The organism is Luteimonas sp. WGS1318 (genome assembly GCF_043187535.1).
GTDB lineage: Bacteria > Pseudomonadota > Gammaproteobacteria > Xanthomonadales > Xanthomonadaceae > Luteimonas.
This window is the reverse complement of sequence record NZ_CP171131.1, coordinates 1,610,094-1,636,152: the sequence shown is the minus strand read 5'-3', so window position 1 is coordinate 1,636,152 and position 26,059 is coordinate 1,610,094. Positions and strand designations below refer to the sequence as shown.

Here is a 26,059-nt window from a genome sequence, read left to right as displayed (position 1 = left end):
CTCAGACCACGAACTGCTCGCTGAGGATCCGTTCTTCGAGGTTGTGCTCGGGGTCGAACAGCAGGGTCACGGTGTGTTCGCGCGATTCGTGGATCGTCACCTCGACCACGTCGCGCACCTCGTGCGAATCGGCGGTCACGCTGACCGGCCGCTTGTAGGGATCGAGCACGCGGAACCGCACCTCGGTCTCAGCACGCAGGATCGCCCCACGCCAGCGCCGTGGCCGGAACGGCGCGATCGGCGTCAGCGCCACCACGCCGGCGCCCAGCGGCAGGATCGGCCCGTGCGCGGAGAAGTTGTAGGCGGTGCTGCCGGCCGCGGTCGACAGGATCACGCCGTCGGCGACCAGCTCCTCCAGCCGCGTGGTGCCGTTGAGGTCGATGCGCAGGTGCGCGGCCTGGCGGGTCTGGCGCAGCAGCGACACCTCGTTGTAGGCCAGCGACGTCACGCGGGTGCCGGCTTCGGTCTCGGCGGTCATTTCCAGCGGGCGCAGCACCGCGGGCTCGGCCCGGGCGATCCGCGGCAGCAGGTCGCCCTGGCGATGCTGGTTCATCAGGAAGCCCACGGTGCCGAGCTTCATCCCGTAGACCGGCTTGCCCAGATGGCCGTGGCGATGCAGCGTCTGCAGCATGAAGCCGTCACCGCCCAGCGCCACGAGCACGTCCGCATCCGCCGGCTCGCACTGGCCGTGCAGACCGGTCAACGTGGACAGGGCGCGCTGCGCTTCCTCGGACTGGCTGGCGACGAAGGCGATGCGGGGTGATGCGGTCATCGGCAGGCCTGGAGAAGGACGACGGGCCGCAGCTTAACGCAGCGACGATGCCCGGCCTGCGATGGCGCAGACACGTGCGTCGATGGCGGAACGTCGGATGCAGGCGCCACGCCGCCGTCGTGGTGAACCACGACCGGCGGCCTCATCGGGCGCCGGCTTCTACGGCGCCCGCGACACGTCAGCTGCGCTGGACCAGCTGCGACACCCGCTGCACCGCGACCGATGCCGTCGGATAGTCGAGCGACTTCTGCGCGGACAGCTCGCCGAGCATCGCCAGCGTGAAGCGCAGCGTGGCATCGTCGCGTTCCAGCCACGCCTGCACCTTGGCTTCCGGCGTGGCGCCGGGCATCGACAGCACCTGTGCCACCAGCGCACGGTGCTGCTGTCCGAGTTCCTCGCGCAGTACCCCGCGTGCGACCGCATGCCAGCGTCCGTCGACTTCCAGCCCGTCGATCTGCAGGGTCAACCACGGCAGGTTCAGGGCCTCGCCGAGGCGGAAGTGCAGACGTGCCACGTCGACCGGCTTCTGTCGACGTTCGCTCGCGACCTCGATGATGTCCCAGGCCGCTTCCAGATACGGCAGCGCCGCCAGCTGTTCGGAAAGATCCGCCGGCACGCCCTTGTCGATCCAGCCCTGCAGGCTGGCATCGTGTTCGGCACGCTGGCCGTCGGCGATGATCTGCCGGCCGTTGCGGATCGCGTGGAAGCCGTCGTGGTAGCGCTCGACCGCGGTGGTGATGTCCGGAATCGCGCCGGGGCGCGCCAACAACCAGCGTGTGAACGCGCGCTGCAGGTTCCAGATCACCTGCAGGGCATCGACCTGCACCGACTCGGGCACCATGCCGTCGAGCGCGTCGATGCGATTCCACAGCGCACGCGCCTCGATCGTCTCGCGGGTGATGGTGAACGCCTTGGCCACCTCGCCCGGCGAACGACCGCTGTCTTCCTGCATCCGCAGCAGGAAGGTCGCGCCCATGCGGTTGATCATCTGGTTGGTCACCGCGGTCGCGATGATCTCGCGCTTGAGGCGGTGGTCTTCCATCACCGCGGCGTATTTCTTCTGCAGCGGCTGCGGGAAGTAGCGCTGCAGCTCGCGCGACAGATACGGATCCTCGGGGATGTCGGAGGCCAGCATCTGGTCGAACGCCACGAGCTTGGAGTAGGACAGCAGCACCGACAGCTCGGGCCGGGTCAGGCCCAGGCCCTTGGCCTTGCGCTCGGAAATTTCGGCATCCGAAGGCAGGAACTCGATCTGACGGTCGAGCAGCCCCTGCGCCTCGAGCGTGCGGATGAAATGCCGCTTGGAGCCCAGGCGCGACACGCTCATGCGCTCCATCAGGCTCAGGGCCTGGTTCTGCCGGTAGTTGTCCCACAGCACCAGCTCCGCGACCTCGTCGGTCATCGAGGCCAGCAGCTTGTTGCGCGCCGGCACCGTGAGCTTCTTCGACTGCACGACCGCGTTGAGCAGGATCTTGATGTTGACCTCGTGGTCCGAGGTGTCCACGCCGGCGGAGTTGTCGATGAAGTCGGTGTTGAGCAGCACGCCGTGCAGTGCGGCCTCGATGCGCCCGAGCTGGGTCAGGCCCAGGTTGCCGCCCTCGCCCACCACCTTGCAGCGCAGGTCGCGGCCGTCGACACGCAGCGGATTGTTGGCGCGGTCGCCGACGTCGGCGTGCGTTTCGCTCGCCGCCTTGACGTAGGTGCCGATGCCGCCGTTCCACAGCAGATCGACCGGCGCACGCAGGATCGCCGACATCAGCTCGTTCGGGCTGATCGAGGTCGCATCGCCTTCGATGCCGAGCGCGGCACGCGCCTCGGCCGACAACGGGATCGATTTCGCGCTGCGCGGCCACACGCCGCCGCCCTTGGCGATCAGCGTGGTGTCGTAGTCCTCCCAGCTCGAACGCGGCAGCGCGAACATGCGCTCGCGCTCGGCGAAGGAACGCGCGGCATCGGGATCCGGATCGATGAAGATGTGGCGGTGATCGAACGCGGCGATCAGGCGGATGTGCTGCGACAGCAGCATGCCGTTGCCGAACACGTCGCCGGACATGTCGCCGACGCCGACGCAGGTGAAGTCCTCGGTCTGCGAGTTGCGGCCCATCGCACGGAAGTGGCGCTTGACCGACTCCCACGCGCCGCGCGCGGTGATGCCCATGCCCTTGTGGTCGTAGCCGACCGAACCGCCGGACGCGAACGCATCGTCGAGCCAGAAGCCGTGCTCGCGGGCGATGCCGTTGGCGGTGTCGGAGAACGTGGCCGTGCCCTTGTCGGCGGCCACCACCAGGTAGGGATCGTTGTCGTCGTGACGCACCACGTCGCGTGGCGGCACGATCTCGCCGTCCACGATGTTGTCGGTGATCTCGAGCAGGCCGTTGATGAAGAGCGTGTAGCAGGCCACGCCCTCGGCGAACTGGGCATCGCGGTCGCCGCCGACCGGCGGCCGCTTGACGATGAAGCCACCCTTGGAGCCGACCGGCACGATGACCGTGTTCTTGACCATCTGCGCCTTGACCAGGCCCAGCACCTCGGTGCGGAAATCCTCGCGGCGGTCCGACCAGCGCAGGCCACCGCGCGCGACCGGCCCGAAGCGCAGGTGCACGCCCTCCACGCGCGGACCGTAGACGAAGATCTCGCGGTACGGCCGCGGCTTCGGCAGGTCCGGCACGCGTGCCGAGTCGAACTTGAAGCTGATGGTCTCCAGCAGGCCGCCATCCTTCGCGCGCTGGTAATAGCTCGTGCGCAACGTGGCATCGATGACGCCGAGGTAGCTACGCAGGATGCGGTCCTCGTCGAGACTGGACACGCGGTCGAGCAGGCCCTTCAGCGCGCCACGCGCGGCCTCGTACTGTGTCGCGCGCTCCGCGCCGCGGGCGTCGAGCAGCGGCTGCAATGCGGTGCGCGTGGCCTCGTCGCCCGCCGACAGCGCCTGCAGCTGCGCGGAGAACGTCTGCACGCCGGCGTCGATCTGGGCGCGGCTCTCGTGGCCGGTGGCCGGATCGAAACGCGCCTCGAACACCTCGACCAGCAGACGCGCCAGCAGCGGATACCGGCCGAGGGTGTCTTCCACGTAGGCCTGCGAGAACGGCACGCCGACCTGCAGCAGGTACTTGCAGTAGCCGCGCAGCATCGCGACCTGGCGCCAGTCGAGGTCGGCGCCGAGGATCAGGCGGTTGAAGCCGTCATTTTCGGCGTCGCCCTTCCAGACGCGTGCGAAGGCCTGGGTGAACGCCGCGGCGCGCGCCTCGACGTCGATCTCGCCGACCAGCGCTTCGACGTAGAAATCCTGGATGAACATCGCCGTGCCGTCGACCTCGATCCGGGTCGGATGCTCGGCGATCACGCGCAGGCCCAGGTTCTCCATCACCGGCAGCACGTCCGACAGCGGGATGTGGGTCTCGCGGCGGTAGAGCTTCAGATGCAGCACGTCGCCGGTGCCGACCGGCGCCGGCTGCATGTAGAAGCTCAGCTGCAGCGCATCGGTGGATTCGAGCGCGGCCAGCTTTTCGACATCGGTCGCGGCCGCCTGGGGCGACGCGAGCTCGATGTAGGTCGGCGACAGCGCACGACCGATCCGGCCGGCCAGGCGCAGGCCCTCGCCCTCGCCGTGGCGGGCGACGAGTTCGTCGCGCAGGTTGTCCTGCCAGTTGCGCACGATCGCCTGCAAGGCCTGCTCCAGCGCGCCGGCATCGATGTCGACCTGGGCATCGGCGCGCGGCCGCACGATCAGATGCAGCTGGGCCAGCGGCGATTCGCCGAGCACCACGCTGGCATCGACATGGTCGGCCTGCATCACCTCGCGCAGCAGCTGCTCGATGCGGTGGCGCACGTCGGTGTTGAAGCGGTCACGCGGGATGTAGACCAGCACCGAATAGAACCGGCCGTAGCGGTCCTTGCGCAGGAACAGGCGGCTGCGCACACGCTCCTGCAGACCGAGGATGCCGGTACCCAGGCGGAACAGCTCGTCGGACGTCGACTGGAACAGCTCGTCGCGCGGCAGCGTCTCCAGCAGGTGGCGCAGCGCCTTGCCGCTGTGCCCGGTGGGCTTGAGGCCCGACTCGCTCATCACGTGCTCGAAGCGCTCGCGCACCAGCGGGATGTCCCACGGGCGACGGGTGTACGCACTCGAGGTGTAGAGCCCGAGGAAGCGCTGCTCGCCGATCACGTTGCCCTTGGCGTCGTAGCGCAGGATGCCGATGTAGTCCATGTAGCCCGGCCGGTGCACGGTCGAGCGGGCACTGGTCTTGGTCAGGATCAGCGCATCGACCTCGCCGGCACGGCGCAGCGCATCGGCGCCGAGTTCGGTCAGCGGGCGCGACTTCACCGCGGCCGGCGTGCGCAGCAGGCCGAGGCCGCTGTCGGCCACCGCCTCCAGCACGTCGTCACCGCCCTTGCGACGCACCTGGTATTCGCGATACCCGAAGAACGTGAAGTGGTCGCTCGCCGCCCAGCGCAGGAATTCCTGCGCCTCGCGCCGCCCGGCATCCCCGACCGGCATCGGCCGGCTGACCAGATCCTCGGCGATCTGCTGCATGCGCTCACGCATCGGGCTCCAGTCGGCGACGATCGCACGCACCTCGTCGAGGACCTTGCGCACGGCCGCCTCGATGCGGGCGTTGTCGCCCGGGGTCTGGCGGTCGATCTCCAGGTGCATCACCGACTCGGTCTCGCCTTCACCGACGCCGGTGAGGCGGCCGCTGCGGTCGCGCGCGATCTGCACCACCGGATGGCCGAGCACGTGCACGCCGATGCCCTGCTCGGCCAGCGCCATCGTCACCGAATCCACCAGGAACGGCATGTCGTCGTTGACCACCTGGAGCACGGTGTGCGGCGATTCCCAGCCGTGCGTCTTGAGCACGGGATTGAACAGCCGCACGTTCGCGGTGCCGGGCTTGCGTCGCGTCGCGAACTCGAACAGGTCGGCGGCCAGCGCGGCCCAGCCGTCGGCGGTGTGCAGCGGAATCTCCTCTTCGGTCATCCGACGGTAGAACGCCTGCGCGAAGGCGCTGGCATCGCGATGCGCGGCCTTGCCCGCGCGGCGACGCACGGCGTCGAAGATCGGTGCGAGCAGGCCCGGTGCGACACGCGGCGGTGCGACCTTGGGAGCCTTGGAGACCGTCTTCGTGGCCGGCGCGGACGCCGGTGTCGACACGGATTTCGCGGCGGGCTTCGATGCGGGCTTCGATGCGGATTTCGTGCCGGTCTTGCGGGATGTGCTCATGACGACAAAAGGTCCGATGCAATGAGGCCCGCGTTCTCACGCGGGCCGACAGGAATGGGAAATTGGTGAACGTCGCCACCGGCGACGACAGAATCCGGCACCCTCGACGCGGCCGCGCATCCGCGCGGGCTGCGCGGATGACGGGCACGCTGGACGGGGCATGGTGCCGGTTTCACGGACAGGCTCAGCGCAGGCCGGTCTCGTTGCGGGCGATGACCAGGCGCTGGATTTCGCTGGTGCCCTCGTAGATCTCGGTGATCTTGGCGTCGCGGAAGTACCGCTCGATCGGCATTTCCTTCGAGTAGCCCATGCCACCGTGGATCTGCAGCGCCTGGTGGGTGATCCACATCGCGGCTTCCGATGCGGTGAGCTTGGCGATCGCGGCCTCGTTGCTGAAGCGCTTGCCCTCCCCCTTGAGCCAGGCCGCGCGCAGCGTCAGCAGCAGCGACGCGTCGAGCTTGCACTTCATGTCGGCGATCTTGGCCTGGGTCATCTGGAACGCGCCGATCGGCTGACCGAAGGCCTTGCGCTCCTTCACATAGGCGACGGTCGCCTCGTACGCAGCGCGGGCGATGCCGATCGCCTGCGAGGCGATGCCGATACGGCCGGCGTCGAGCACGCCCATGGCGATCTTGAAGCCCTGGCCTTCCTCGCCGAGCACATCCTCCGCGCGGGCCACGTAGTCCTGGAACTCGATTTCGCAGGTCGCCGACGCACGGATGCCGAGCTTGGGTTCGGTCTTGCCGCGATGGAAGCCCTCGCGCGCGCCGTCGACCATGAACGCGGTGATGCCGCGCGCGCCCTTGTCGGGGTCGGTCATCGCGAACAGCACGAAATACTTGGCGACCGGCCCGGAGGTGATCCAGCTCTTCTTGCCGTTGATCACATAGCTGCCGTCGGCCTGCTTGACCGCGCGGCACTTCATCGCGGTGGCGTCGGAGCCCGACTGGGGCTCGGTCAGCGCGAACGCGCCGATCTCGCGACCTTCGGCGATCGCACGCACGTATTCCTGCTTCTGCGCCTCGGTGCCGTGGGTCAGGATGCCGTTGCAGAACAGCGAGTTGTTGACCGACATGATGGTCGAGTGCGCGGCATCGGCCGCGGCCACCTCGATCATCGCCAGCACGTAGGAAATCGGGTCCATGCCCGCGCCGCCGTACGCGTCGGAGACCTCGATGCCCATCAGGCCGTTCTCGCCGAGGATGCGCATGTTCTCGACGGGGAATTCGCCGGTGCGATCGTGGTGCTCGGCACTCGGGGCGATCTTTTCCTGCGCGATCCGCCGCGCAATGTCCTGGATCATCAACTGCTCTTCGCTGAAACCGAACTCCACGGCGCCGCCACTCCTGTCGTAGACAATCCGGCAATTGTAGCGACGAACGCGCATCCGCATATGCATCGTCGATGGCGCGACGCAGCATAAATCGGCCTTGAACCAAGACCCACGCCCCCTTGAGACGGGCGACGTTCCGTGCTGGCCCGGTGTGCGCGCCTTGACCATCAGGGCCCCGCCCGAGGACAATCATCGCTGTATCGCGATACGGAGATATGCATGGACCTCGAAGCCTGGTCGGCCCGCCTCAAGACGCTTGCCGACCCGACCCGCGTGCGTCTGCTCGCATTGCTGGAGATCGAGGAGCTCACGGTCGCCGAGCTGTCGTCCATCACCCGCCTCGCCCAGCCGCGCGTCTCCACGCACCTCGCGCGCTTGAAGGAGGCCAATCTGGTCCGCGACCGGCGTGCCGGCGTGTCCGCCTACTACCGCTTTGAGGATGCCGCGCTCGATCCGGCCCAGCGCGCGCTCTGGCAGGCCCTGAGCACCGGCAGCGACGACCCCTTGCTGCGCCAGGATGCCGAACGCGTGCCCGGCGTGCTGGCGATGCGTGCGGCCGACCAGAACTGGGCCGACACCGTGGCCGGTGACATGGAGCGGCACTACTCGCCCGGTCGCACCTGGGAAGCGCTGGCGCGCTCGGCGCTGCCGCTGCTGGAAACCGGCGATGTGCTCGACATCGCGTCCGGCGACGGCGTGCTCGCCGAGCTGCTGGCGCCCCACGCGCACCGCTACGTCTGTCTCGACGCCAGCCGGCGCGTGGTCGCTGCCTCGACCGAACGGCTCAAGCGCTTTCGCAACGTCGAGGTGCGCGAAGGCGACATGCATGCCCTGCCCTTCGACGACGCCAGTTTCGACCTGGTGGTGCTGATGCACGCGCTGACCTACGCCGGCAAACCCGCGCAGGCGGTCACCGAAGCGGCGCGCGTGCTGCGCCCCGGCGGCCGCCTGCTGCTGTCGAGCCTCGACCGCCATGGGCACGAGGCCGTGGTGCAGGCCTACGGCCACGCGAACCTCGGCTTTCCGGACAAGGACCTGCGCCGGTTCGTCACCAAGGCGGGGCTCGAGATCCACAGTGCCGAAACCGTGACCCGCGAGAAGCGTCCCCCGCATTTCCAGGTGATCTCGATCATCGCGAGGAAGCCGGAATGAGCTGGCTGCATCCCGACCGCGTCGCGGCGCTCGACGCCGCGCTCGCGAACCGCATCCTCGTGCTCGACGGCGCGATGGGCACGATGATCCAGCGTCACGAACTCACCGAGGCCGACTATCGCGGCGAACGATTCGCGCAAGGCTACGACGCGCTCCATGCGGCCGAAGGTCACGCGCACGGCGCCGCCTGCGGCTGCGAGGGGCACGACCAGCGCGGCAACAACGATCTGCTGACGCTCACGCGGCCCGACATCATCCAGGGCATCCACGCCGACTATCTCGCCGCCGGCGCGGACATCGTCGAGACCAACACCTTCAACTCGACGGCGGTCTCGCTGGCCGACTACCACCTGCAGCACCTCGTCCACGAACTCAACCAGGCAGGCGCTGCGCTGGCGCGCGCAGCCTGCGACGCCCAGCAGGCGCATACGCCGGACCGCCCGCGCTTCGTCGCCGGCATTCTCGGCCCGACCAGCCGCACCGCGTCGATCAGCCCCGACGTCAACGACCCCGGCTATCGCGCGGTGACCTTCGACGAACTCGTCTCGATCTATCGCGACGCCGCGCACGGCCTGATCGACGGCGGCGCCGACATCCTGATGGTCGAGACCGTCTTCGACACGCTCAATGCCAAGGCCGCGCTGTACGCGATCGAAACCGTGTTCGACGACCGCGGCGGCCGACTACCGGTGATGATCTCCGGCACGATCACCGACGCCTCGGGCCGCACGCTGTCGGGACAGACCGCCGAGGCGTTCTGGTACTCGCTGCAGCACGCGCGCCCGCATGCGGTGGGCCTCAACTGCGCGCTGGGCGCGAAAGACCTGCGCCCGCACGTCGAGACGCTGGCGCAGGTCGCGCCGACCTACGTGTCGTGTCATCCCAATGCCGGCCTGCCGAATGCATTCGGCGGCTACGACGAGACGCCCGAGGACATGGCCGAAGTGCTGCAGGAATTCGCGACCGCCGGTCTGCTCAACATCGTCGGCGGCTGCTGCGGCACCTCGCCCGACCACATCCGCGCGATCGCCGAGGCGGTGCGCGATGTCGCGCCGCGTGTACCGGGGCGCACGCGGGAGGAAGCGGCATGATGGGCACGGGCACATCCTCCGTAGGCGCGCACTCGCGCGCGATGACGCTTTGCGATGAAGGCTCGATCGCGCGCGAGCGCGCGCCGAGATCGGGAGAGGCCGCATGAGCCGCCACATGCGTCTGTCCGGCCTCGAGCCGCTGATCGTCACGCCGGAACTGCTCTTCATCAACGTCGGCGAGCGCACCAACGTCACCGGCTCGGCGGCGTTCCGCAAGCTGATCAAGGAAAACCGCTATCCGGAGGCCGTCGAGGTCGCCCGCCAGCAGGTGGAAGGCGGCGCGCAGATCCTCGACGTCAACATGGACGAGGGCATGCTCGATTCCGAGCATGCGATGACGACCTTCCTCAACCTGATCGCCGCCGAGCCCGACATCGCGCGCATTCCGGTGATGGTCGACTCCTCGAAGTGGACCGTCATCGAGGCCGGCCTGAAATGCCTCCAGGGCAAGGGCGTGGTCAACTCGATCTCGCTCAAGGAAGGCGAAGCCGCGTTTCTCGAGCAGGCGCGCAAGGTGCTGCGTTACGGTGCAGCGGTCGTGGTCATGGCCTTCGACGAGGTCGGCCAGGCGGACACCAAGGACCGCAAGATCGAGATCTGCACGCGCGCCTACAAGCTGCTCACCGAAGTCGTCGGGTTTCCGCCCGAGGACATCATCTTCGACCCCAATATTTTCGCGATCGCGACCGGCATCGCCGAACACGACAATTACGCGGTCGACTTCATCGAAGCCACCCGCGAGATCAAGGCGACGCTGCCGCACTGCCACGTCTCGGGCGGCGTTTCCAATGTGTCGTTCTCGTTCCGCGGCAACGAGGTCGTGCGCCAGGCGATCCACGCGGTGTTCCTGTTCCATGCGATCCGGGCCGGCATGGATTTCGGCATCGTCAATGCCGGCGCGATGCCGATCGTCGACGATCTGGACCCCGAACTGCGCGACTGCGTCGAGGACGTGGTGCTCAACCGCCGCAGCGACTCGACCGAGCGCCTGCTCGATCTCGCCGAGCGCTACAAGGGCAAGAAAGGTGCGGCCCACGTCGAGAACACCGCCTGGCGCGAGGCGCCGGTGCAGCAGCGGCTCACCCATGCGCTGGTGCACGGCATCGACCAGTACGTGGTCGAAGACACCGAGGAAGCACGACAGTCGTTCACGCGGCCGCTGGATGTCATCGAAGGGCCGCTGATGACGGGCATGAACGTCGTCGGCGACCTGTTCGGCGCGGGCAAGATGTTCCTGCCGCAGGTGGTCAAGTCGGCGCGCGTGATGAAGAAGGCGGTGGCCTATCTGCTCCCCTACATCGAGGCCGAGAAGCTGCGCACCGGCGACGTGGGCAAGAACAACGGCCGCGTGCTGATGGCGACGGTCAAGGGCGATGTGCACGACATCGGCAAGAACATCGTCGGCGTGGTGCTGGCCTGCAACAACTTCGAGGTCGTCGATCTCGGCGTCATGGTCGCCACCCAGACCATCCTCGACAAGGCGCGCGAAGTGCAGGCGGACGTGATCGGCCTGTCGGGCCTGATCACGCCCTCGCTGGAGGAAATGAGCCACGTCGCCCGCGAGATGAAGCGCCAGGGCTTCGAGACGCCGCTGCTGATCGGCGGCGCGACAACCTCGCGCGCGCACACCGCGTTGAAGATCGCGCCGCATTACGCCTCCCCGACGGTCTGGGTGAAGGATGCGTCGCGCGCGGTCGGCGTGGTGCAATCCTTGATCAGTCCGGAGCTTCGCGCCGCGTTCGTCGCCGCCAACGACGCCGACTACGCCGAAATCCGCGCGCGCCACGCTAACCGCGGCGATGCGAAGCGGCTGGTGTCGCTGGCCAAGGCGCGGGCGCAGCGCTTCGACGGCGAATGGCACACCTACGTGCCGCCGACACCGTGCGCGCCGGGCGTCCACGTGTTCGAGGACTGGCCGCTCGATGATCTGGTCGAGATCATCGACTGGACCCCGTTCTTCAATGCCTGGGAACTGTTCGGCCGCTATCCGGCGATCCTCAGCGACGAGGTCGTCGGGCCGCAGGCCAGCGAACTGTTCCGCGACGCGCAGGCGATGCTGCGCACGATCGTCGACGAGAAGTGGCTGACGGCAAAAGCCGTGTTCGGGCTGTGGCCGGCCAACAGCGTCGGTGACGATGTGGAGGTGGTTCTGGCGAACCACCGTGATTCGGAATTCGTGATGGCCGGATCTGCGTCCGTCAAGAGCGGTGATTCGAAAGAGCGGCAGCCCGCTTCCCACGAATCACCAGTCACCGATCACCAATCACGGGCCACCCTCCACTTCCTGCGCCAGCAGGTCGACAAGCCGGTCGAGCGGCCGGACTTCTGCCTGGCCGATTTCATCGCGCCCAAGGACAGCGGCGTCGAGGACTGGATCGGCGCCTTTGCGGTCACCGCGGGCATCGGCATCGAGCCGCATGTCGCGCGTTTCGAAGCCGCGCACGACGATTACAACGCGATCCTGCTCAAGGCCCTGGCCGATCGTCTGGCCGAAGCGCTGGCCGAACGCCTGCACCAGCGCGTCCGGACCGAGTACTGGGGCTACGCGGCCGACGAGGCACTGGATACCGACGCGCTGATCGCCGAGAAATACCGCGGCATCCGCCCTGCCCCGGGCTATCCGGCATGCCCCGAGCACAGCGAGAAAGGCCGCCTGTTCGAGATGCTGGACGCGACCACGCACACCAGCATGACGCTGACCGAAAGCTTCGCGATGCTGCCGACCGCCGCGGTGTCGGGCTACTACTTCAGCCATCCGAAGAGCCAGTATTTCGTCGTCGGCCGCGTGTCCAAGGAACAGGCGCAGGACTACGCCAAGCGCAAGAACGTGACGCTGGCGCAGGTCGAGCGCTGGCTGGCGTCGAACCTCGATTACGACCCCGAGTGAGGCCGGGCCGGCAGCGAATCATTCCGGAGGACACGCGACCGCGACCCGGCGGCCGCTATGGTGGCGCGTCCTGATCGCCTACCAAGGACTCCGCATGCTTCGACGATTCGGCCCCCTCGCCGCGCTCGCCGCCATCGGCCTCACCGCCTGTGGCGGGAGCGAGACCGGCGCCGTCGCGCCCGACACCTCCACCGCGCACGGGAGCAGCCCTCTCGTCGTCATCGACAACGCCCGCGTCTTCGACGGCGAACGCGATCTCGGCACGGTGGCACTGGTGATCCGTGACGGCCGCATCGAACGCATCGAGGACGCCGGCTCCGATGCGCTGCCCGGCGATGCCGAGCGCATCGACTACAGCGGACGCCACATCATTCCGGGCCTCGTCAACGCCCATGCCCACGTCGGCAACACCGAGGGCACCGAGCACGGGGATCGCTTCTATACGCGCGACATCGTCGTCCGCGATCTGCGTCAATTCCAGGCCTACGGCGTCACCACGCTGGTCTCGCTCGGCATGAACGGCGCGGCATTCACGGACATCCGCAGCGAAGTCGCCGGGGATCCCGAACTCGGCGCACAGCTCTTCGGTGCCGGTGCCGGTGTGGGCACGCCCGATGGCGCGCCGCCCGCGGCGAACATGGGGCTGACGCGGGATCCGGTGGCCCGACCGACCGACGCCGACTCCGCGCGTGAGGCCGTGCGTATGCAGGCGGAGGCCGGGGTCGATGTGATCAAGCTCTGGGTCGACGACATGGGCGGCCAGGCACCGGCGATGACGCCCGAGGTCTACCGGGCGGCGATCGAGGAAGCGCATCGCCACGAACGCCTGGTCGCCGCGCACATCCACGATCTCGCGCCGGCTGGGGACCTGGTCGCCAGTGGCGTCGACATCATCGCGCACGGCGTGCGCGATCAGCCGGTCGATGCGGCCCTGGCCGCGGCGATGCGCGACGCGGGCACCGGCTACATCGCCACGCTGCAGATCGACGAGGCGAACTACATCTACGCCGAGCATCCCGAATGGCTGGACACGCCCTTCCTGCGCAACGCCTTGCCGGCGGCCGTCGTCAGCCAATGGTCGGACGCCGACTGGCGTGCCACCAAGCTGGCCGATCCTGCGACGCAGCGCGCACGCGACGCGGTGGCGATGAACCTGCGCAACCTCGGCACCCTGCGCGAAGCCGGCGTCGCGATCGGCTTCGGCACCGACGCCGGCGCATTGCCGCACCGCGTGGCGGGATTCGCCGAGCACCGCGAACTGGAACTGATGCTGCAGGCCGGCTACACGCCGCAGCAGGCGCTGACCGTCGCCACGCGCGATTCGGCCCGCCTGCTGAAGCTCGACGACCGCGGCCTGCTGCAGCCCGGCCGCCGCGCGGATTTCGTCGTGCTGTCGGCCGATCCCCTGGCCGACATCCGCAACACCCGCAGCATCGAAGCGGTGTGGCAGGCCGGTCGCCAGGTGGCCGGGCCGGTCGCCGAGTACGCCGTCGACTGACGATGCCCCACCGGGCCGCATACGCGGCCCGCTGGAGCTTTGCGGCTAAGGCGCCGTGCGGCGCTGTACGGCCTCGGTGCGCATGCCCTCGATCATGGTCAGGATCGAGCGCGCGGTCTCGTCGGGCCGCTCCATCGGATAAAGGTGGCTGCCATCGATCCAGGCCACGCGCGCGCCGACCCGGGCGCGCGTCGCACGCAGGCCGATCTGACTGACCTCGCGCGAATGCCGGCCGGCGATGAAGCCCATCGGCGCGCTCACATGTCGTGCGGCCAGTTGCACGCTGCGGGTGGGCAGGGTCGCGTAGATCCGGTGCTCGATCTCGCGATCGAACAGCAGGCGCCGACCGAGCGCATCGGGCAGCGTCGCCGCCGACGCATAGTCGGACAGCACCCGCGGATCCCAGCGCGCGAACGCGGGTTTGGCGGCGAAGTGCGCGCGCACCGCGTCCACATCGGGCCAGTGTGTGCGGCGCTGGAGGGTCTGGCGCAGCGGCATGAGATGCCGGTCCAGACCGGTCCGGCGTCCGAGCTTGACCAGATGCGCGGTGACGCCGCCGATCAGCGGCGAATCGAGCAGCACCACGCCGCGCACGCGCGACCCCAGCTGCGCGGCGGCGAGCACGCTGAGATACCCCCCGAGCGAGTGCCCGAGCAGCCACACGGGACGGGCGTCGGTGCGGGCCTCGATATGGTCGAGCAGTTGCCGGGACAGGCCCGGCCAGCCGCGTGACACCGGATACCGCGGCTCGTGCCCGAAGGCGTCCACGTGGCTGATATCGAAATGCGCGCGCAGCGGCGCGAGCATCTGCGCATACGTCGCGGCCGGAAATCCGTTCGCGTGGGAGAACACCAGGGCGTCCCGCGCCGATGGCGCAGGACATGCGCCGGTCGACACCGGCGCGGTCATCAGCGCAGGCCCACCGACACGCCGAGGCCTCCGGTCCAGTCGGGCGCATCACGATCGATGCCGCGCAGCACCGAGACATCGAGCTGCACCGCGCCGCGCGGCTGCCAGGTCAGGCCGCCGCCGGCGCGCACGCCCCGCTCGATGCCCGATCCGACCACCGCCTCGACATAGCTGCCGAACGTGGCGCCCGAATGGACGTCGAGACTGGGTGCGAGTTGCCAGCCGCTGCCGTCGTCGTCGCGCGTGTACCCGGAGAACACCGAAAAGCCGCGGCCCGCGGCGGTGTCGCCGGCGACCGTCGCGCCCAGGCTGCGTGCATGCCGCTGCGGACGCAGACCGGCCGAACCGGTCCTGAGCCCGTACTGCGCCAGCAGCGCCCAGTCGAGATCACCCGTGGCGGGCAGCGCCCACTTGAGCCCCACGCGGCCGTCGCCCGCGCCGTGCTGACGCAGGCGATCATCGGCGGAGGTCTCCGACAGGCGCACATGCGGCGCGCCGGCCAGCTGCAGTTCGAGCGAGGCGCCGAGACCCACGCGCAGCACGCTGCCGAAGGTCCGCGTCGTGGTGCGCACACCGGCGTCGGCGTCGCGCTCGACATCCGGCAGCCCCTGCTCCCAGGCCACCGCACCCGGCGCCAGCACCGAGGCCGAGAAACCGGTGCCCGGGCGGTCGAATTCGACGGGCTCGGCAGCGAACGCCACTCCCGCCGACGCGGCGCAGACACACGCCGTCAGACGGAGGGCGGCGCGCATCACCACACCAGGTCGTCCGGCACCTGGTATCGGGGATCGCTGTAGGGATCCTCGCCCACCGGCGCCGCCGGATCGACGCGCAGCGCCACGCCCTGCGGAAAGATCGCCTCGGCTTCGTCGAGCACCGCCGCGGTGACCAGCAGATAGCGTCCGTTGAGCTGGACCACGCCCAGTTCCCCGGCGTTGAGCCCGGCAAGCTGCTCGGCGTCCACATGGATGCGCTTGATCTTGCCGCCGTATTCGAAATGCCGGGCGATGTCGGCCTCGGGCCGGTTGAGCGCCTTGCCCTGCATGAAGGTCTCGAGCTTCGCGCGGGCCTCGCGCCGCAGCCGCGCGTCTTCCTGCTTCAGCCGCTCGGCCTCGATGCGCTCGTCCTTCTCGCGCTGGGCACGGATGGCGAAGGCCTTGGCCAGATCGATGTCCTCGCGCGGCGGACGCGGCTTGCGACCCTGTCCCTGCGACCCCGAGGGACGCGGTGCACCGGGCCGGTCGTCGGCACGCGCGTTTCCGCCCGGCTTGCCACCTGCGGGACGCGGGCGCCCGTCGCCGGCCTTCCCGGCCGGACGCGGGCCACGCCGGTCGGCACTCCGATCGTCGGGGCGCGGACGGCGTTCGTCGCGGGACGGCGCCGGCCTGGCCGGGGCCTTGAAGCCCAGGCCCAGCAGCTGGTCGCGGAGGGAATCGGTCATCGTGGGGCGGTCACTCAGTAATGCGGCGGCGGCGGTTCGTCCGACGGATCGGGGAACTGCACGGTGCGCGCCTGGCGCAGGTCGTCCATCACCCGGCGCAGCAGACCGGTCTGTGCGCCGAGTTCGAGTCGGGCCTGGCTCAGCGCGTCGTTGAGCTGGGCGATGGTCTCCTCCTGGAACGCGAGGCGCGTCTCCAGTTCGGTGACCCGGTGCTCCAGCGTGGCGTGGGTGTTGGTCTGGTCCATGTGTGTGGCCTGGCGCCGCGCCGTCATCGGGCGCGACGCCGAGGACGTCAGTTCCGGACGATGTCCTGCAGCTCGACCTCGAACACCAGCGCCTGGTTCGGGCCGATCGGGCCCGAGCCCATCTCGCCGTAGCCGAGCGCTGCCGGGATCCACAGCTCGTACTTGCTGCCGACCGGCATCAGCTGCAGGCCTTCCTGCCAGCCCGGGACGACCTGGTTCAGTGCGAACTGGGCCGGCTCGCCGCGGTCGTAGGAACTGTCGAAGGTCTCGCCGTTGAGCAGCGTGCCCTTGTAGTGCACGCGCACGGTATCGTTCGGGCCGGGCTTGGCGCCGGTGCCTTCGGTGACGACGCGGTACTGCAGGCCCGAGGCCGTGGTCTGCACGCCGTCCTTCGTGGCGTTCTGGGCGAAGAAGGTCTCGGCCTCGGCGAGGTTGGTCTTCGACTTCTCCTGCATCTCGGCCATCTGCTTGGCCTGCATGCGCTCACCGAACGACTGCATCACCGCCATCGCCTGCTCGTCGCTGATCTCGATGGCCTTGTCGTCGAGGGTCTCGGCGATCGCGCGCTGCAGTGTCTTGACGTCGATCTCGTCCTTGATCTGCTTGAGCTGCTCGCCCATCTGGTTGCCGATGATGTAGCTGATCTGCTCGCGCTCGCCGCTGAGGCCGGCGATGCCGGCACCGGCGGTGGCCGGCGCGTCGGCGGCGGCGGTCTCGACCGGCTTGCCGGTCTCCTTGTCGATCGGCTTGCAGGCGATCATCGCCAGCGGCAGGGCGGCGGCCAGGCCGGCAATGGCGAAACGCGTCGTGGTCTTCATCGTGAGGGCAGCTCCGGTAAGGGTCGTTCTGTGGAATGGGGAATCGGCGACGCGCCGCGACGGCGGCGCGAGGCAAAGGTCAGAGGATGTCGAGCAGTTCGACATCGAAGACCAGGGTCGAGTTCGGCGGAATGTTCGGCGGACTGCCGCGCTGGCCGTAGGCCAGGTCGCCGGGAATCCAGAAGCGGTACTTCGCGCCGATCGGCATCAGTTGCAGGCCTTCGGTCCAGCCGGCGATGACCTGGTCGAGCCCGAACACCGCGGGCTCGTTGCGCGCATAGGAGCTGTCGAACTCGGTGCCGTCGAGCAATGTGCCGCGGTAGTGCACGCGGACCCGGTCGCTGGCGCGCGGGCGTGGCCCCTGGCCCGCCTGTTCGACGCGGTACTGGATACCCGAGGCGGTGGCGAACACGCCGGCCTTCGCGCGGTTGTCGGCGAGGAAGCGGGTGCCGGCCTCGCGGTTGGCGTTCGCGGCGCCGGCGGCCCGCGTCTGCGCGCGCGCCACCATGGCCTGGCGCACGGTCTCGATCTCGTCGGCGGCCATCGTCGGCGGCGTGCCGGCGACGACCTCGCGCACCGCGCGCATCAGCGGCGCGATCTCGAGCTCGTCCTTCAGCGGCAGCAGCGATCGCCCGATGTCGGCGCCGACCAGGGTGCCGGCCCGCGCACCGTCGACCGCCGGCGGCTCGCTGCCCGGCGGCATGCCGGGCACCGGACGCCCCGTGCGTGCGGCCGCGCGCTGACCCAGTGCCAAGCCCACCTGCTGCCGCTCGGCGTCAGGCAGCACCGGCGCATTGCCGGCCAGCGTCGCGACGACGGCACGTTCGAACGCGGCGAGGTCGAGATCCGGGCCGATCTGCCGGATGGACCCGGCGACATCCAGGCCGACGACGTAACTGGTCTTCTCGCGGTCGCCCGCAGGCTCGGCCGCAACGGCCTGGGCACCGGCCGCGATCAGCAGCGCCAGCGTGCCGGCGCGCAACAGGGTCAACATCCGCAAGATCTCCTGCCCGGACCGCCCGGACTGATGCAGCCGGCTATTGTCGCGGCGATGACGACAGCGGGCAATCGCCCACCTCGATGGCTCAGGGACGCTTCAGCGCGCGCCCGGACGCGGCGCGGCCAGCGCGCGATCGATCGCCGCAACGATCTGCGGATCATCCGGGGCCGTGCGGCTGCCCCACTGGGCGAGCACGCGGCCGTCCCGGCCCACCAGATACTTGTGGAAGTTCCAGCGCGGCGCCTGCCCGGTGGCTGCGGCCAGTTGCCGATAGAGGGGTGTCGCGGCATCGCCGATGACGTGCACCTTCTCGAACATCGGGAACTTCACGCCGTAGGTCAGCGTGCAGAACTCCTGTATCGCCTGCTCGTCCTCGAATTCCTGCTCGCGGAAATCGCCGGACGGAAACCCGAGCACTGCGAACCCGCGACTGCTGTACCGCGCGTGCATCGCTTCGAGCGCCTCGAACTGCGGGGTGAAGCCGCATTTGCTGGCGGTGTTGACGATGAGCAGGACGTCACCACGGTAGGCGGCGGCAAGATCGACCGGCTCCCGGCCCGCGAGCGGCCGGTAGCGGTGGTCGACGACACGCAGGCTGGCATCGACAGCGGCCTCGCCTGACGCGCGCGTCGGCGAACGCGATTGCGACAGGGCCACGGTCGACGCCACCACCACCGCCAGCCCACCGGCGAGCAGCCACCACTTCAGTCCAGACGGTCCGCGCATCGCGATTCTCCGGCAGGGCCCCCTGCCATCAGTTGGGTGGACGAAGACGCCACACGTGTTGACACCCTCTGCGGTGGTGTTATAGTTGCCTACAACACCTACCCACTAGAGCAGGACGGTCCCCATGAACCGCAGGCTCCAAACCCCGATCTTCGCATGCGCCGCCTCGACCGCAACGCTGGTCGTCGGTCTGCTGGTCGCCTGGCCGGCGTTTCCGGCCGAAGAGGCTGCCGGCGCGGGCGCCAACGCGACCGCGGCGGCAGGTGAGACCCGCACGCCGGCCAAGGCCACTGTCGACGGCGCCACCACCACCCCGCCGACGCGCAGCCGCAGCAAGCGCGCGCGCAGTGCCATCGCCATGCCCTACTTCTCGTTCGCGCGGGGCACCGGTGGGAGGAGCTGACGCCATGGCCAATATCGAATGGAGCGATGGCGCTCCCATCTACCGCCAGCTGAAGGAACGCGTGATCGCGATGATGCTCGACGGCGTGCTCAAGCCCGGCGACGCATTGCCGTCGGTGCGCCAGGTCGCCGCCGACTACCAGCTCAACCCGATCACCGTCTCGCGCGCCTACCAGGAACTGGCCGACGAGGCCCTGGTCGAGAAGCGCCGCGGTCTGGGCATGTTCGTCACCGAAGAGGCCGCCAAGAAGCTGCGCACCAGCGAGCGCGAGCGCTTCCTGCAGGACGAGTGGCCGCTGGTCGTGGAACGGATCGAACGCCTCGGCCTGTCGGCCCGGGATCTGCTGCAGTCCATCGGCAATGGAGCCAACGAATGAACGCCGTCATCGACACGCCGGTCATCGCCGCGCGCAACCTCACCAAGACCTACAAGGGCGCGCGCGCGCTCGACGGCACCAGCTTCCAGATTCCCGCCGGCCGCATCGTCGGCCTGATCGGCCCCAACGGCGCCGGCAAGACCACGGCGCTGAAGGCCTTGCTGGGCCTGATCCGCTTCGACGGCGAGATGTCGGTGCTCGGGCGTGACCCGCGGACCGAGCGCGACGCACTGATGAACGACGTCTGCTTCATCGCCGACGTCGCGGTGTTGCCGCGCTGGATGCGGGTGCGTGACGCGATCGATTTCGTCGAGGGCGTGCATCCCCGCTTCGACCGTGCACGCTGCGAGCGCTTCCTCGCCAACACCAAGCTCGCGCCCAAGCAGCGCGTGCGCGAAATGTCCAAGGGCATGATCGTGCAGCTGCATCTGGCCCTGGTGATGGCGATCGACGCCAAACTGCTGGTGCTCGACGAGCCGACGCTGGGCCTCGACATCCTCTACCGCAAGCAGTTCTACCAGCGCCTGCTGGAGGACTACTTCGACGAGCAGAAGACGATCATCGTCACCACGCACCAGGTCGAGGAGATCGAGCACATCCTCACCGACGTGCTGTTCATCCAGAACGGCAAGATCGTGCTGGACGCGCCGATGGACGATGTCGGCGAACGCTTCGTCGAGGTGCTGGTCAACGCCGAGCACCTCGACGCCGCGCGCGCCCACGGCCCGATCGACGAGCGCGCCCTGCCCTTCGGCAAGACCGTGATGCTGTTCGACAACGTGCCCGTCTCCACCCTGACGACCTACGGCGAGACCCGCACTCCGGGCCTCGCTGACCTGTTCGTGGCCACGATGAAAGGAACCTACGCATGAACGCGCCCGCCGACCACATCGACCTGCCGGCGCCGAGCCACACGGCCAAGCGCGCGCATGCCACGCACACCTTCCGACTGTTGCTCCGGCGCGAGTACTGGGAGCACAAGGGCGGCATCGTCTGGGCCCCGGCCATCGCCGGTGCGATCTCGCTGCTGCTGTCGGTGGGCCTGCTGGTGGTGGCGATCTTCTTCGCCCACCGCTCGGTCGCCGAAGGCCACACGATCGAGCACAACGGCGTGACCATCAACGGGCTCGATCTGGGCACCCTGGTCCGCCAGCTCAGCAGCGAGGACATGCGTCAGCTCGCCGACGGCCTCTACATGACGTTGTTCATGGCCTCGAGCTGGCCGTTCATCGTGATGATCTTCGTGGCGTTCTTCTACTGCCTCGGCGCGCTCTACGATGATCGCAAGGACCGCAGCGTGCTGTTCTGGAAGTCGCTTCCGATTTCCGACAGCGCCACCGTCCTGTCGAAGCTCGTCACCGCGACCCTGGTCATTCCGCTGGTCGCCACCCTGATCGCGATCGTCACGATGCTGCTGTTCCTGATCGCGATCAGCATCGCCGCCGCCGCGCACGGGGCCAACCCGCTGCCACTGCTGTGGGGCAACGGCACGCCGTTCATCCTGGCCGGCCAGTACCTGGCGGCGATCCCGGTGTATGCGGCCTGGGCCCTGCCGACCGTCGGCTGGCTGCTGCTGTGCTCGGCGTGGTCGCGTGGCAAGCCGTTCCTGTGGGCGGTGCTGATCCCGGTCGCGTTCGGCCTGGCCAGCTCGATGACCGGCCTGCTGCAGCTGATCGGGCTCGACCGTCACTGGCTCTGGGGCAACGTCATCGCCCGCATGTTGCTGGGCACCGTTCCGCTGACCGGCGCCGACCTGTCCTATGCCAGCGAAGCGATGGAACGGGGCGAACTGACCAACCTGCTCAGCGTGAGCGGGGTCTATTCGAACTTCGCCACGCCGTCGATGTGGATCGGCATCGTCGCCGGCGCCGTGATGATCCTGCTGGCCATCCGCCTGCGGCGCTGGCGCGAAGAAGGCTGACCCCCGCCGCCGTTTCCGTCCCGGAGATCCGCCCATGCGATTCACCCGCCTGCTTGCCGTCGTCGCCCTCTCCGCCTGCCTGCCGCTGACCGCATGGTCGGCCCCGCCCCGGGACGACGACGGCATCCGCAACGAGATCCGACGGGATCTCGACGAGGCCCGCCGCGAGATCCGCGCCGATCTCGCCAAGGCCCGCACCGAGCTCGAGACCGGGAATCTCGATGTCGGCAACAGCCTGCAGTTCGACGGCGATCGGCGTCGCAGGACACACACCGACACGCCGCTCCCGAAGGCCGAAATCACACCGCTGGGCGACTTCCTGATCGAAGACCAGGCAGTCGCCATCGATGCCGCACAGCGACGCCAGTTGCTCGGCTATCGCGCCATGGTCATCGACATCGCGAAGGCCGGCATCGACATCGGCGAGGTCACGGCGCTGGCGGCCGTGGATTCGGTCGACCGTGGCGTGTTCTCGCTGATGGTCAGCGCGATGACCGGCCGTCTGGAGCGCCGGATCGAGCGCGCGGTGCGCGACACCGTCGGCCCCGGTGTGCTGCTGATCTGCGACCGCATGCCCGCGCTGCGCGAGGCTCAGCAGCAGCTGGCCGCCGATCTGCCCGAATTCCGACCCTATGCCCGCCTCGACGCGCAGGACGCCGATTCCTGCCGCAACGAGGTGCAGCGCGAATTCGCCGGGCGCTGAGGCGCGACCGCGCCGAACAGGTCACTCCTTGATCCACAAACCCGCTACCGATTGTTTCCAGGAGATTCCGACATGACGTCCCGCCTGCCTACACCTGCGCTGATTCCCTTCATGCTCGCGGCCGCGCTCGCGCTGCCGGTGGCCGCCCAGGCCCAGGAGAGCGGCCAATGCCGCCATTCCACGCCGCAGACGCTTGCGCTGGATCTGGCAGGCGTGCGCACGGTGCGCTTCGAGATCGGCGCCAGCAAGCTGCGGATCGACGGCGCGGCCTCGCCCGATGCCACCCTCCGTGGTCGTGCCTGCGCGTCCTCCGAAGGCCTGCTCGCGCGGCTGGTGCTCGACCAGTCCAAGACCGGCGACACGCTGACCGTGCGCCTGCGTCGCGAGACCAGCGGCAGCATGGGCTGGTTCGCGAACAACTACGCCTATCTCGACCTGACCGGGCAGGTGCCGGCAAACGTCCTGGTGCAGGCGGTCGTCGGATCGGGCGATGCCTGGGTGACCGGTGTCGCGTCCGCCAGCGCCGATGTCGGCTCGGGCGATGCCGAGCTTCGCCGCATCGCCGGCCGTGTCACCGCCAAGGTCGGCTCGGGCGACATCACCATCGACGATGCCGGCGAACTCAAGGTGCTGTCGATCGGCTCGGGCGACGTCGAGGCGGCCAATGTGCGCGGCCCGGTCGAGGTCGGAAGCATCGGCTCGGGTGACTTCACGCTCGACGGCGCCGCCGGTGACGTGCGCATCGGCAGCCTGAGCTCGGGCGACATCGATCTGCGCGACATCATCGGCAACGTCTCGGTCGGTTCGATCGGGTCGGGTGATCTCGACGTGCATGGCGTCAGCGGCAACCTCGACGTGGCCGCGAAGGGCAGCGGCGACGTCAGCGCACGCGACGTGCGCGGCACCGTGACCATTCCGCGCAAGCGCTGAGCTTCGACACTCCCGGAGAGCGACCATGAAGATCCTGCCGTCCCGCACGCTTCCCCTCGTCCTGCTGCTCGCCTCCGCGGGCATGCTGACCGCCTGCTCACGCGACGACACGCCCGCACCCGCGAGCGGCGATGCCGGCACGCAGCCCGTCGATGACGGCTTCATCGTCCGCACCACGCGCAACGCGCTGGAAAGCGCGCGCAAGGAGATGGCCGAGAACAACATCAGCGTCGGCGGCACCGGCGCCGGTGGACTGGACATCAACGGCTTCCGCATCGGCGCACGCGACAACAGCACCTCCACGCTGCCGAAAGCGGAGATCAGCCCCGCCGGCGATTTCCTCGTCGGCGGCAAGACCGTCGACATCGACGCCGCGCAACGCGAGTTGCTGCTGGCGCATCGCGCCAGCATCGTCGCGATCGCCGAGGCGGGCATCGCGATCGGCGTCCAGGGCGCCCAGCTCGGCGCCGAGGCGGCGAAGGGCGCGATCACCAGCCTGATGTCGGGCAAGTCCGCCGAGTTCGAGGCACGCATGGAGGCCGAGGGCGACAAGATGGAAGCCGAGGCCGTGAAACTGTGCGACCGCCTGCCGGCGCTTCTCGAATCGCAGCAGGCGCTGGCGGCCGCGCTGCCCGAGTTCCAGCCCTACGCCACGATGGATGCGACCGACATCGACGACTGCCGCGACAACCGCCGCGAGCGGCGCGAGGGGCGCGATGGACGTGGCAATGCCGCCGAGGAGGCGGATGCGGCGGCGGAGTCCACGACGCCCTGAGGCCGGGTACCCCGGCATCACGGGGCGCCCGGAAGGCGATGCGCGCATGGGGTGACTGCGGGTGCAGGCCGAAGGCGGCGCCCTGCGCGCGCGCCGGTATCGAAGGCTTCGCTGCAAAGGCTTCGCTGCACGCGCGCCAGCCGCGAGGGCGCCTTGCCGGCGCGCAAGCGCCATGCCGGTCAATGCCCACCCCTTGATCGCCAGCCGCGATGCCGTACGCGCACCCACGCCGAAGACCGCAACGCAACCGCGCGCGCTCGGGCGATCGCGTCACGCGGACTGTGGCTCAGCCGCCGCCGCTCGCGCCTTCGTGGATGCCGCCGCGGGTGAGTTCGGCAGGATCGAGCAGCGTGTCGAGTTCCGCATCCGACAGACCGCTGTCCTCGCGCGCGATCTCCATCACCGGGCGCTGTTCGGCGTAGGCGCGCTTGGCGATCGCGGCCGCCTTCTCGTAGCCGATGATCGGATTCAGCGCGGTGACCAGGATCGGGTTGCGCGCGAGCGCGGCGTCGACGTTGTCGCGGCGGACCTTGAGTCCGGCGATCGCGTCGTCGGCGAGCAGGCGGGTGACGTTGGACAGCAGCTGGATCGATTCGAGCAGGTTGGCCGCGATCAGCGGCAGCGCGACGTTGAGCTGGAAATTGCCGGTCTGCCCGGCGACCGTGATCGCGGTGTGGTGCCCCATCACCTGCGCGGCGACCATGACCGTGGCCTCCGGTATCACCGGATTGACCTTGCCCGGCATGATCGAGCTGCCCGGCTGCAGCGCCGGCAGTTCGATCTCGCCGAGGCCGCCGAGCGGACCGGAGTTCATCCAGCGCAGGTCGTTCGCGATCTTGATCAGCGCGACGGCCAGCGCATTGAGCTGGCCGGACAGTTCGACGGCGTCGTCCTGGGTGGCGATGCCCTCGAACTTGTCCTCGGCGGAATCGAAGCTCGTGCGGGTCAGGGTCGACAGCGCACGCGCCACCTTCTTGCCGAACTGCGGATGCGCGTTGATCCCGGTGCCGATCGCGGTGCCGCCGATCGGCAGCCGGCGCAGGCGCTTGAGCGTATCGCTCAGCCGCGCTTCGGCCGAGGCGATCTGCGACGACCATGCGCCGAATTCCTGGGCGAAGGTCAGCGGCATTGCGTCCATCAGGTGCGTGCGGCCGGTCTTGACCACCTTGCCGAGGGCCTTGCCGCGCTTGTCGATCGTGCGGCGCAGGTGCTTGAGCGCCGGCAGCAGGTCCTCGACGACCGCGAGCTGCGCGGACACGCGGATCGCCGTCGGCACCACGTCGTTCGAGCTCTGGCCGAGATTGACGTGGTCGTTCGGATGCACCTTGCGCGAGGCGGTCGACGCCAGGGTCGCAATGACCTCGTTGGCATTCATGTTCGACGACGTGCCGGACCCGGTCTGGTAGATGTCGACCGGGAAGTGGGCATCGTGCTTGCCCTCGGCGACGTCGATCGCGGCGTTTCGGATCGCCTTGCCGGTCTTGTCGGGCAGCAGGCCCAGCCCGGCGTTGACCTCGGCGGCCGCCGCCTTCACCAGGCCCAGCGCACGGATGAAGCCGCGCGGCATCGGCCGGCCGGAGATCGGGAAGTTCTGGACGGCACGCTGGGTCTGCGCGCCCCACAGCGCATCGGCGGGGACCTGCAGGTCGCCCATGCTGTCGTGTTCGGTGCGGAAGGCGTCGGCGTTGGCGGGCTTGCTCATCGGGTGCGGCTCCTGGAGGGGGATGGCCGGGCTGGCGCTGCGCTGGCGGCCGGAATCGCGCCATCCGTCCGTCGGGACACGGAACATTCGCACCGCAGCCGGAAATCGGCGGGCCGAGCGGGCGGGATGGCGGGTCGCGGCAGGATACGCGAGCGC

Annotated in this window: 22 protein-coding genes; 11 read left to right on the top strand and 11 right to left on the bottom strand. The window is 69.1% G+C overall.

The genetic code is table 11. From position 1 onward, the window contains the following. Position 1: 1 nt before the first annotated feature. The 3 genes from ACF3M1_RS07540 to ACF3M1_RS07530 all read right to left on the bottom strand — a co-directional run bounded on the left by ACF3M1_RS07540 (position 2) and on the right by ACF3M1_RS07530 (position 7,380). Positions 2–772: an NAD kinase gene (locus ACF3M1_RS07540; protein WP_394004954.1), complete on the bottom strand. Its 771-nt coding sequence runs from the start codon at positions 770–772 to the stop codon at positions 2–4. A 178-nt stretch (positions 773–950) separates the two neighbouring features. Further along, positions 951–5,993 carry an NAD-glutamate dehydrogenase gene (locus tag ACF3M1_RS07535; RefSeq protein WP_394004953.1) on the bottom strand — a complete coding sequence of 1,681 codons (5,043 nt, stop codon included), beginning with the start codon at positions 5,991–5,993 and terminating at the stop codon, positions 951–953. A gap of 184 nt (positions 5,994–6,177) precedes the next feature. After that, positions 6,178–7,380 carry an acyl-CoA dehydrogenase family protein gene (locus ACF3M1_RS07530; protein ID WP_394005211.1) on the bottom strand — a complete coding sequence of 401 codons (1,203 nt, stop codon included), beginning with the start codon at positions 7,378–7,380 and terminating at the stop codon, positions 6,178–6,180. A 165-nt stretch (positions 7,381–7,545) separates the two neighbouring features. Between ACF3M1_RS07530 and ACF3M1_RS07525 the strand changes: the two genes are divergently transcribed. The 4 genes from ACF3M1_RS07525 (at position 7,546) to ACF3M1_RS07510 (ending at position 13,954) form a co-directional block, all read left to right on the top strand. Further along, positions 7,546–8,478 carry an ArsR/SmtB family transcription factor gene (locus ACF3M1_RS07525; protein ID WP_394004952.1) on the top strand — a complete coding sequence of 311 codons (933 nt, stop codon included), beginning with the start codon at positions 7,546–7,548 and terminating at the stop codon, positions 8,476–8,478. Next, positions 8,475–9,569, top strand: a complete 1,095-nt coding sequence (locus tag ACF3M1_RS07520) for a homocysteine S-methyltransferase family protein (protein ID WP_394004951.1) — start codon at positions 8,475–8,477, stop codon at positions 9,567–9,569. Before ACF3M1_RS07525 ends, ACF3M1_RS07520 begins: the two co-directional genes overlap by 4 nt. Positions 9,570–9,672: 103 nt before the next feature. Next, complete coding sequence (metH, locus tag ACF3M1_RS07515) at positions 9,673–12,456, top strand: methionine synthase (RefSeq protein ID WP_394004950.1); 2,784 nt, start codon at positions 9,673–9,675, stop codon at positions 12,454–12,456. A 94-nt stretch (positions 12,457–12,550) separates the two neighbouring features. Continuing rightward, positions 12,551–13,954, top strand: a complete 1,404-nt coding sequence (locus ACF3M1_RS07510) for an amidohydrolase family protein (RefSeq protein ID WP_394004949.1) — start codon at positions 12,551–12,553, stop codon at positions 13,952–13,954. A gap of 45 nt (positions 13,955–13,999) precedes the next feature. Here ACF3M1_RS07510 and ACF3M1_RS07505 read toward each other — a convergent pair whose 3' ends face one another. The 7 genes from ACF3M1_RS07505 to ACF3M1_RS07475 all read right to left on the bottom strand — a co-directional run bounded on the left by ACF3M1_RS07505 (position 14,000) and on the right by ACF3M1_RS07475 (position 19,093). After that, positions 14,000–14,806: an alpha/beta fold hydrolase gene (locus ACF3M1_RS07505; protein ID WP_394004948.1), complete on the bottom strand. Its 807-nt coding sequence runs from the start codon at positions 14,804–14,806 to the stop codon at positions 14,000–14,002. Positions 14,807–14,862: 56 nt separating this feature from the next. Further along, positions 14,863–15,615: a transporter gene (locus tag ACF3M1_RS07500; protein WP_394004947.1), complete on the bottom strand. Its 753-nt coding sequence runs from the start codon at positions 15,613–15,615 to the stop codon at positions 14,863–14,865. Continuing rightward, a complete protein-coding gene (locus tag ACF3M1_RS07495) occupies positions 15,615–16,304 on the bottom strand; it encodes a DUF2058 family protein (protein ID WP_394004946.1) in 690 nt (229 codons plus the stop codon). The genes ACF3M1_RS07500 and ACF3M1_RS07495 overlap by 1 nt, the downstream gene beginning before the upstream one ends. Positions 16,305–16,318: 14 nt before the next feature. Continuing rightward, positions 16,319–16,549: a SlyX family protein gene (locus tag ACF3M1_RS07490; protein WP_394004945.1), complete on the bottom strand. Its 231-nt coding sequence runs from the start codon at positions 16,547–16,549 to the stop codon at positions 16,319–16,321. 47 nt (positions 16,550–16,596) lie between these two features. Then, entirely contained in the window at positions 16,597–17,367 is a 771-nt protein-coding gene (locus tag ACF3M1_RS07485) for an FKBP-type peptidyl-prolyl cis-trans isomerase (protein ID WP_394004944.1), read from the bottom strand. A 79-nt stretch (positions 17,368–17,446) separates the two neighbouring features. Next, the gene (locus ACF3M1_RS07480; RefSeq protein ID WP_394004943.1) at positions 17,447–18,361 is read right to left on the bottom strand and encodes an FKBP-type peptidyl-prolyl cis-trans isomerase; all 915 of its coding nucleotides are present in this window, start codon (positions 18,359–18,361) and stop codon (positions 17,447–17,449) included. A gap of 102 nt (positions 18,362–18,463) precedes the next feature. After that, a complete protein-coding gene (locus tag ACF3M1_RS07475) occupies positions 18,464–19,093 on the bottom strand; it encodes a glutathione peroxidase (protein ID WP_394004942.1) in 630 nt (209 codons plus the stop codon). 124 nt (positions 19,094–19,217) lie between these two features. Here ACF3M1_RS07475 and ACF3M1_RS07470 point away from each other — a divergent pair, with 124 nt between their 5' ends. The 7 genes from ACF3M1_RS07470 (at position 19,218) to ACF3M1_RS07440 (ending at position 24,201) form a co-directional block, all read left to right on the top strand. Further along, positions 19,218–19,496, top strand: a complete 279-nt coding sequence (locus tag ACF3M1_RS07470; protein WP_394004941.1) for a hypothetical protein — start codon at positions 19,218–19,220, stop codon at positions 19,494–19,496. A 4-nt stretch (positions 19,497–19,500) separates the two neighbouring features. After that, entirely contained in the window at positions 19,501–19,872 is a 372-nt protein-coding gene (locus ACF3M1_RS07465; protein WP_394004940.1) for a GntR family transcriptional regulator, read from the top strand. After that, positions 19,869–20,744, top strand: coding sequence for an ABC transporter ATP-binding protein (locus ACF3M1_RS07460; RefSeq protein WP_394004939.1), 876 nt, complete (start codon positions 19,869–19,871; stop codon positions 20,742–20,744). Before ACF3M1_RS07465 ends, ACF3M1_RS07460 begins: the two co-directional genes overlap by 4 nt. After that, complete coding sequence (locus ACF3M1_RS07455) at positions 20,741–21,793, top strand: ABC-2 transporter permease (protein WP_394004938.1); 1,053 nt, start codon at positions 20,741–20,743, stop codon at positions 21,791–21,793. Before ACF3M1_RS07460 ends, ACF3M1_RS07455 begins: the two co-directional genes overlap by 4 nt. Positions 21,794–21,827: 34 nt before the next feature. Further along, positions 21,828–22,496: a hypothetical protein gene (locus ACF3M1_RS07450; RefSeq protein ID WP_394004937.1), complete on the top strand. Its 669-nt coding sequence runs from the start codon at positions 21,828–21,830 to the stop codon at positions 22,494–22,496. A 72-nt stretch (positions 22,497–22,568) separates the two neighbouring features. Further along, positions 22,569–23,426 carry a DUF4097 family beta strand repeat-containing protein gene (locus tag ACF3M1_RS07445; protein ID WP_394004936.1) on the top strand — a complete coding sequence of 286 codons (858 nt, stop codon included), beginning with the start codon at positions 22,569–22,571 and terminating at the stop codon, positions 23,424–23,426. Positions 23,427–23,451: 25 nt separating this feature from the next. Continuing rightward, positions 23,452–24,201, top strand: a complete 750-nt coding sequence (locus ACF3M1_RS07440; protein WP_394004935.1) for a hypothetical protein — start codon at positions 23,452–23,454, stop codon at positions 24,199–24,201. 286 nt (positions 24,202–24,487) lie between these two features. Here the strand turns inward: ACF3M1_RS07440 and ACF3M1_RS07435 are convergent, their stop codons facing one another. Continuing rightward, positions 24,488–25,903, bottom strand: a complete 1,416-nt coding sequence (locus ACF3M1_RS07435; protein ID WP_394004934.1) for a class II fumarate hydratase — start codon at positions 25,901–25,903, stop codon at positions 24,488–24,490. Positions 25,904–26,059: the final 156 nt, after the last annotated feature.

Bases quoted from the DNA above. Each gene is read 5' to 3' on its own strand.
- ACF3M1_RS07485 (WP_394004944.1), bottom strand. From the start codon at position 17,367: ATGAAGACCACGACGCGTTTCGCCATTGCCGGCCTGGCCGCCGCCCTG.
- metH (WP_394004950.1), top strand. From the start codon at position 9,673: ATGAGCCGCCACATGCGTCTGTCCGGCCTCGAGCCGCTGATCGTCACG.
- ACF3M1_RS07465 (WP_394004940.1), top strand. From the start codon at position 19,501: ATGGCCAATATCGAATGGAGCGATGGCGCTCCCATCTACCGCCAGCTG.
- ACF3M1_RS07440 (WP_394004935.1), top strand. From the start codon at position 23,452: ATGAAGATCCTGCCGTCCCGCACGCTTCCCCTCGTCCTGCTGCTCGCC.
- ACF3M1_RS07480 (WP_394004943.1), bottom strand. From the start codon at position 18,361: ATGTTGACCCTGTTGCGCGCCGGCACGCTGGCGCTGCTGATCGCGGCC.
- ACF3M1_RS07510 (WP_394004949.1), top strand. From the start codon at position 12,551: ATGCTTCGACGATTCGGCCCCCTCGCCGCGCTCGCCGCCATCGGCCTC.
- ACF3M1_RS07520 (WP_394004951.1), top strand. From the start codon at position 8,475: ATGAGCTGGCTGCATCCCGACCGCGTCGCGGCGCTCGACGCCGCGCTC.
- ACF3M1_RS07500 (WP_394004947.1), bottom strand. From the start codon at position 15,615: ATGCGCGCCGCCCTCCGTCTGACGGCGTGTGTCTGCGCCGCGTCGGCG.
- ACF3M1_RS07460 (WP_394004939.1), top strand. From the start codon at position 19,869: ATGAACGCCGTCATCGACACGCCGGTCATCGCCGCGCGCAACCTCACC.
- ACF3M1_RS07435 (WP_394004934.1), bottom strand. From the start codon at position 25,903: ATGAGCAAGCCCGCCAACGCCGACGCCTTCCGCACCGAACACGACAGC.
- ACF3M1_RS07470 (WP_394004941.1), top strand. From the start codon at position 19,218: ATGAACCGCAGGCTCCAAACCCCGATCTTCGCATGCGCCGCCTCGACC.
- ACF3M1_RS07475 (WP_394004942.1), bottom strand. From the start codon at position 19,093: ATGCGCGGACCGTCTGGACTGAAGTGGTGGCTGCTCGCCGGTGGGCTG.
- ACF3M1_RS07530 (WP_394005211.1), bottom strand. From the start codon at position 7,380: ATGCGCGTTCGTCGCTACAATTGCCGGATTGTCTACGACAGGAGTGGC.
- ACF3M1_RS07490 (WP_394004945.1), bottom strand. From the start codon at position 16,549: ATGGACCAGACCAACACCCACGCCACGCTGGAGCACCGGGTCACCGAA.
- ACF3M1_RS07445 (WP_394004936.1), top strand. From the start codon at position 22,569: ATGACGTCCCGCCTGCCTACACCTGCGCTGATTCCCTTCATGCTCGCG.
- ACF3M1_RS07455 (WP_394004938.1), top strand. From the start codon at position 20,741: ATGAACGCGCCCGCCGACCACATCGACCTGCCGGCGCCGAGCCACACG.
- ACF3M1_RS07535 (WP_394004953.1), bottom strand. From the start codon at position 5,993: ATGAGCACATCCCGCAAGACCGGCACGAAATCCGCATCGAAGCCCGCA.
- ACF3M1_RS07450 (WP_394004937.1), top strand. From the start codon at position 21,828: ATGCGATTCACCCGCCTGCTTGCCGTCGTCGCCCTCTCCGCCTGCCTG.
- ACF3M1_RS07540 (WP_394004954.1), bottom strand. From the start codon at position 772: ATGACCGCATCACCCCGCATCGCCTTCGTCGCCAGCCAGTCCGAGGAA.
- ACF3M1_RS07495 (WP_394004946.1), bottom strand. From the start codon at position 16,304: ATGACCGATTCCCTCCGCGACCAGCTGCTGGGCCTGGGCTTCAAGGCC.
- ACF3M1_RS07525 (WP_394004952.1), top strand. From the start codon at position 7,546: ATGGACCTCGAAGCCTGGTCGGCCCGCCTCAAGACGCTTGCCGACCCG.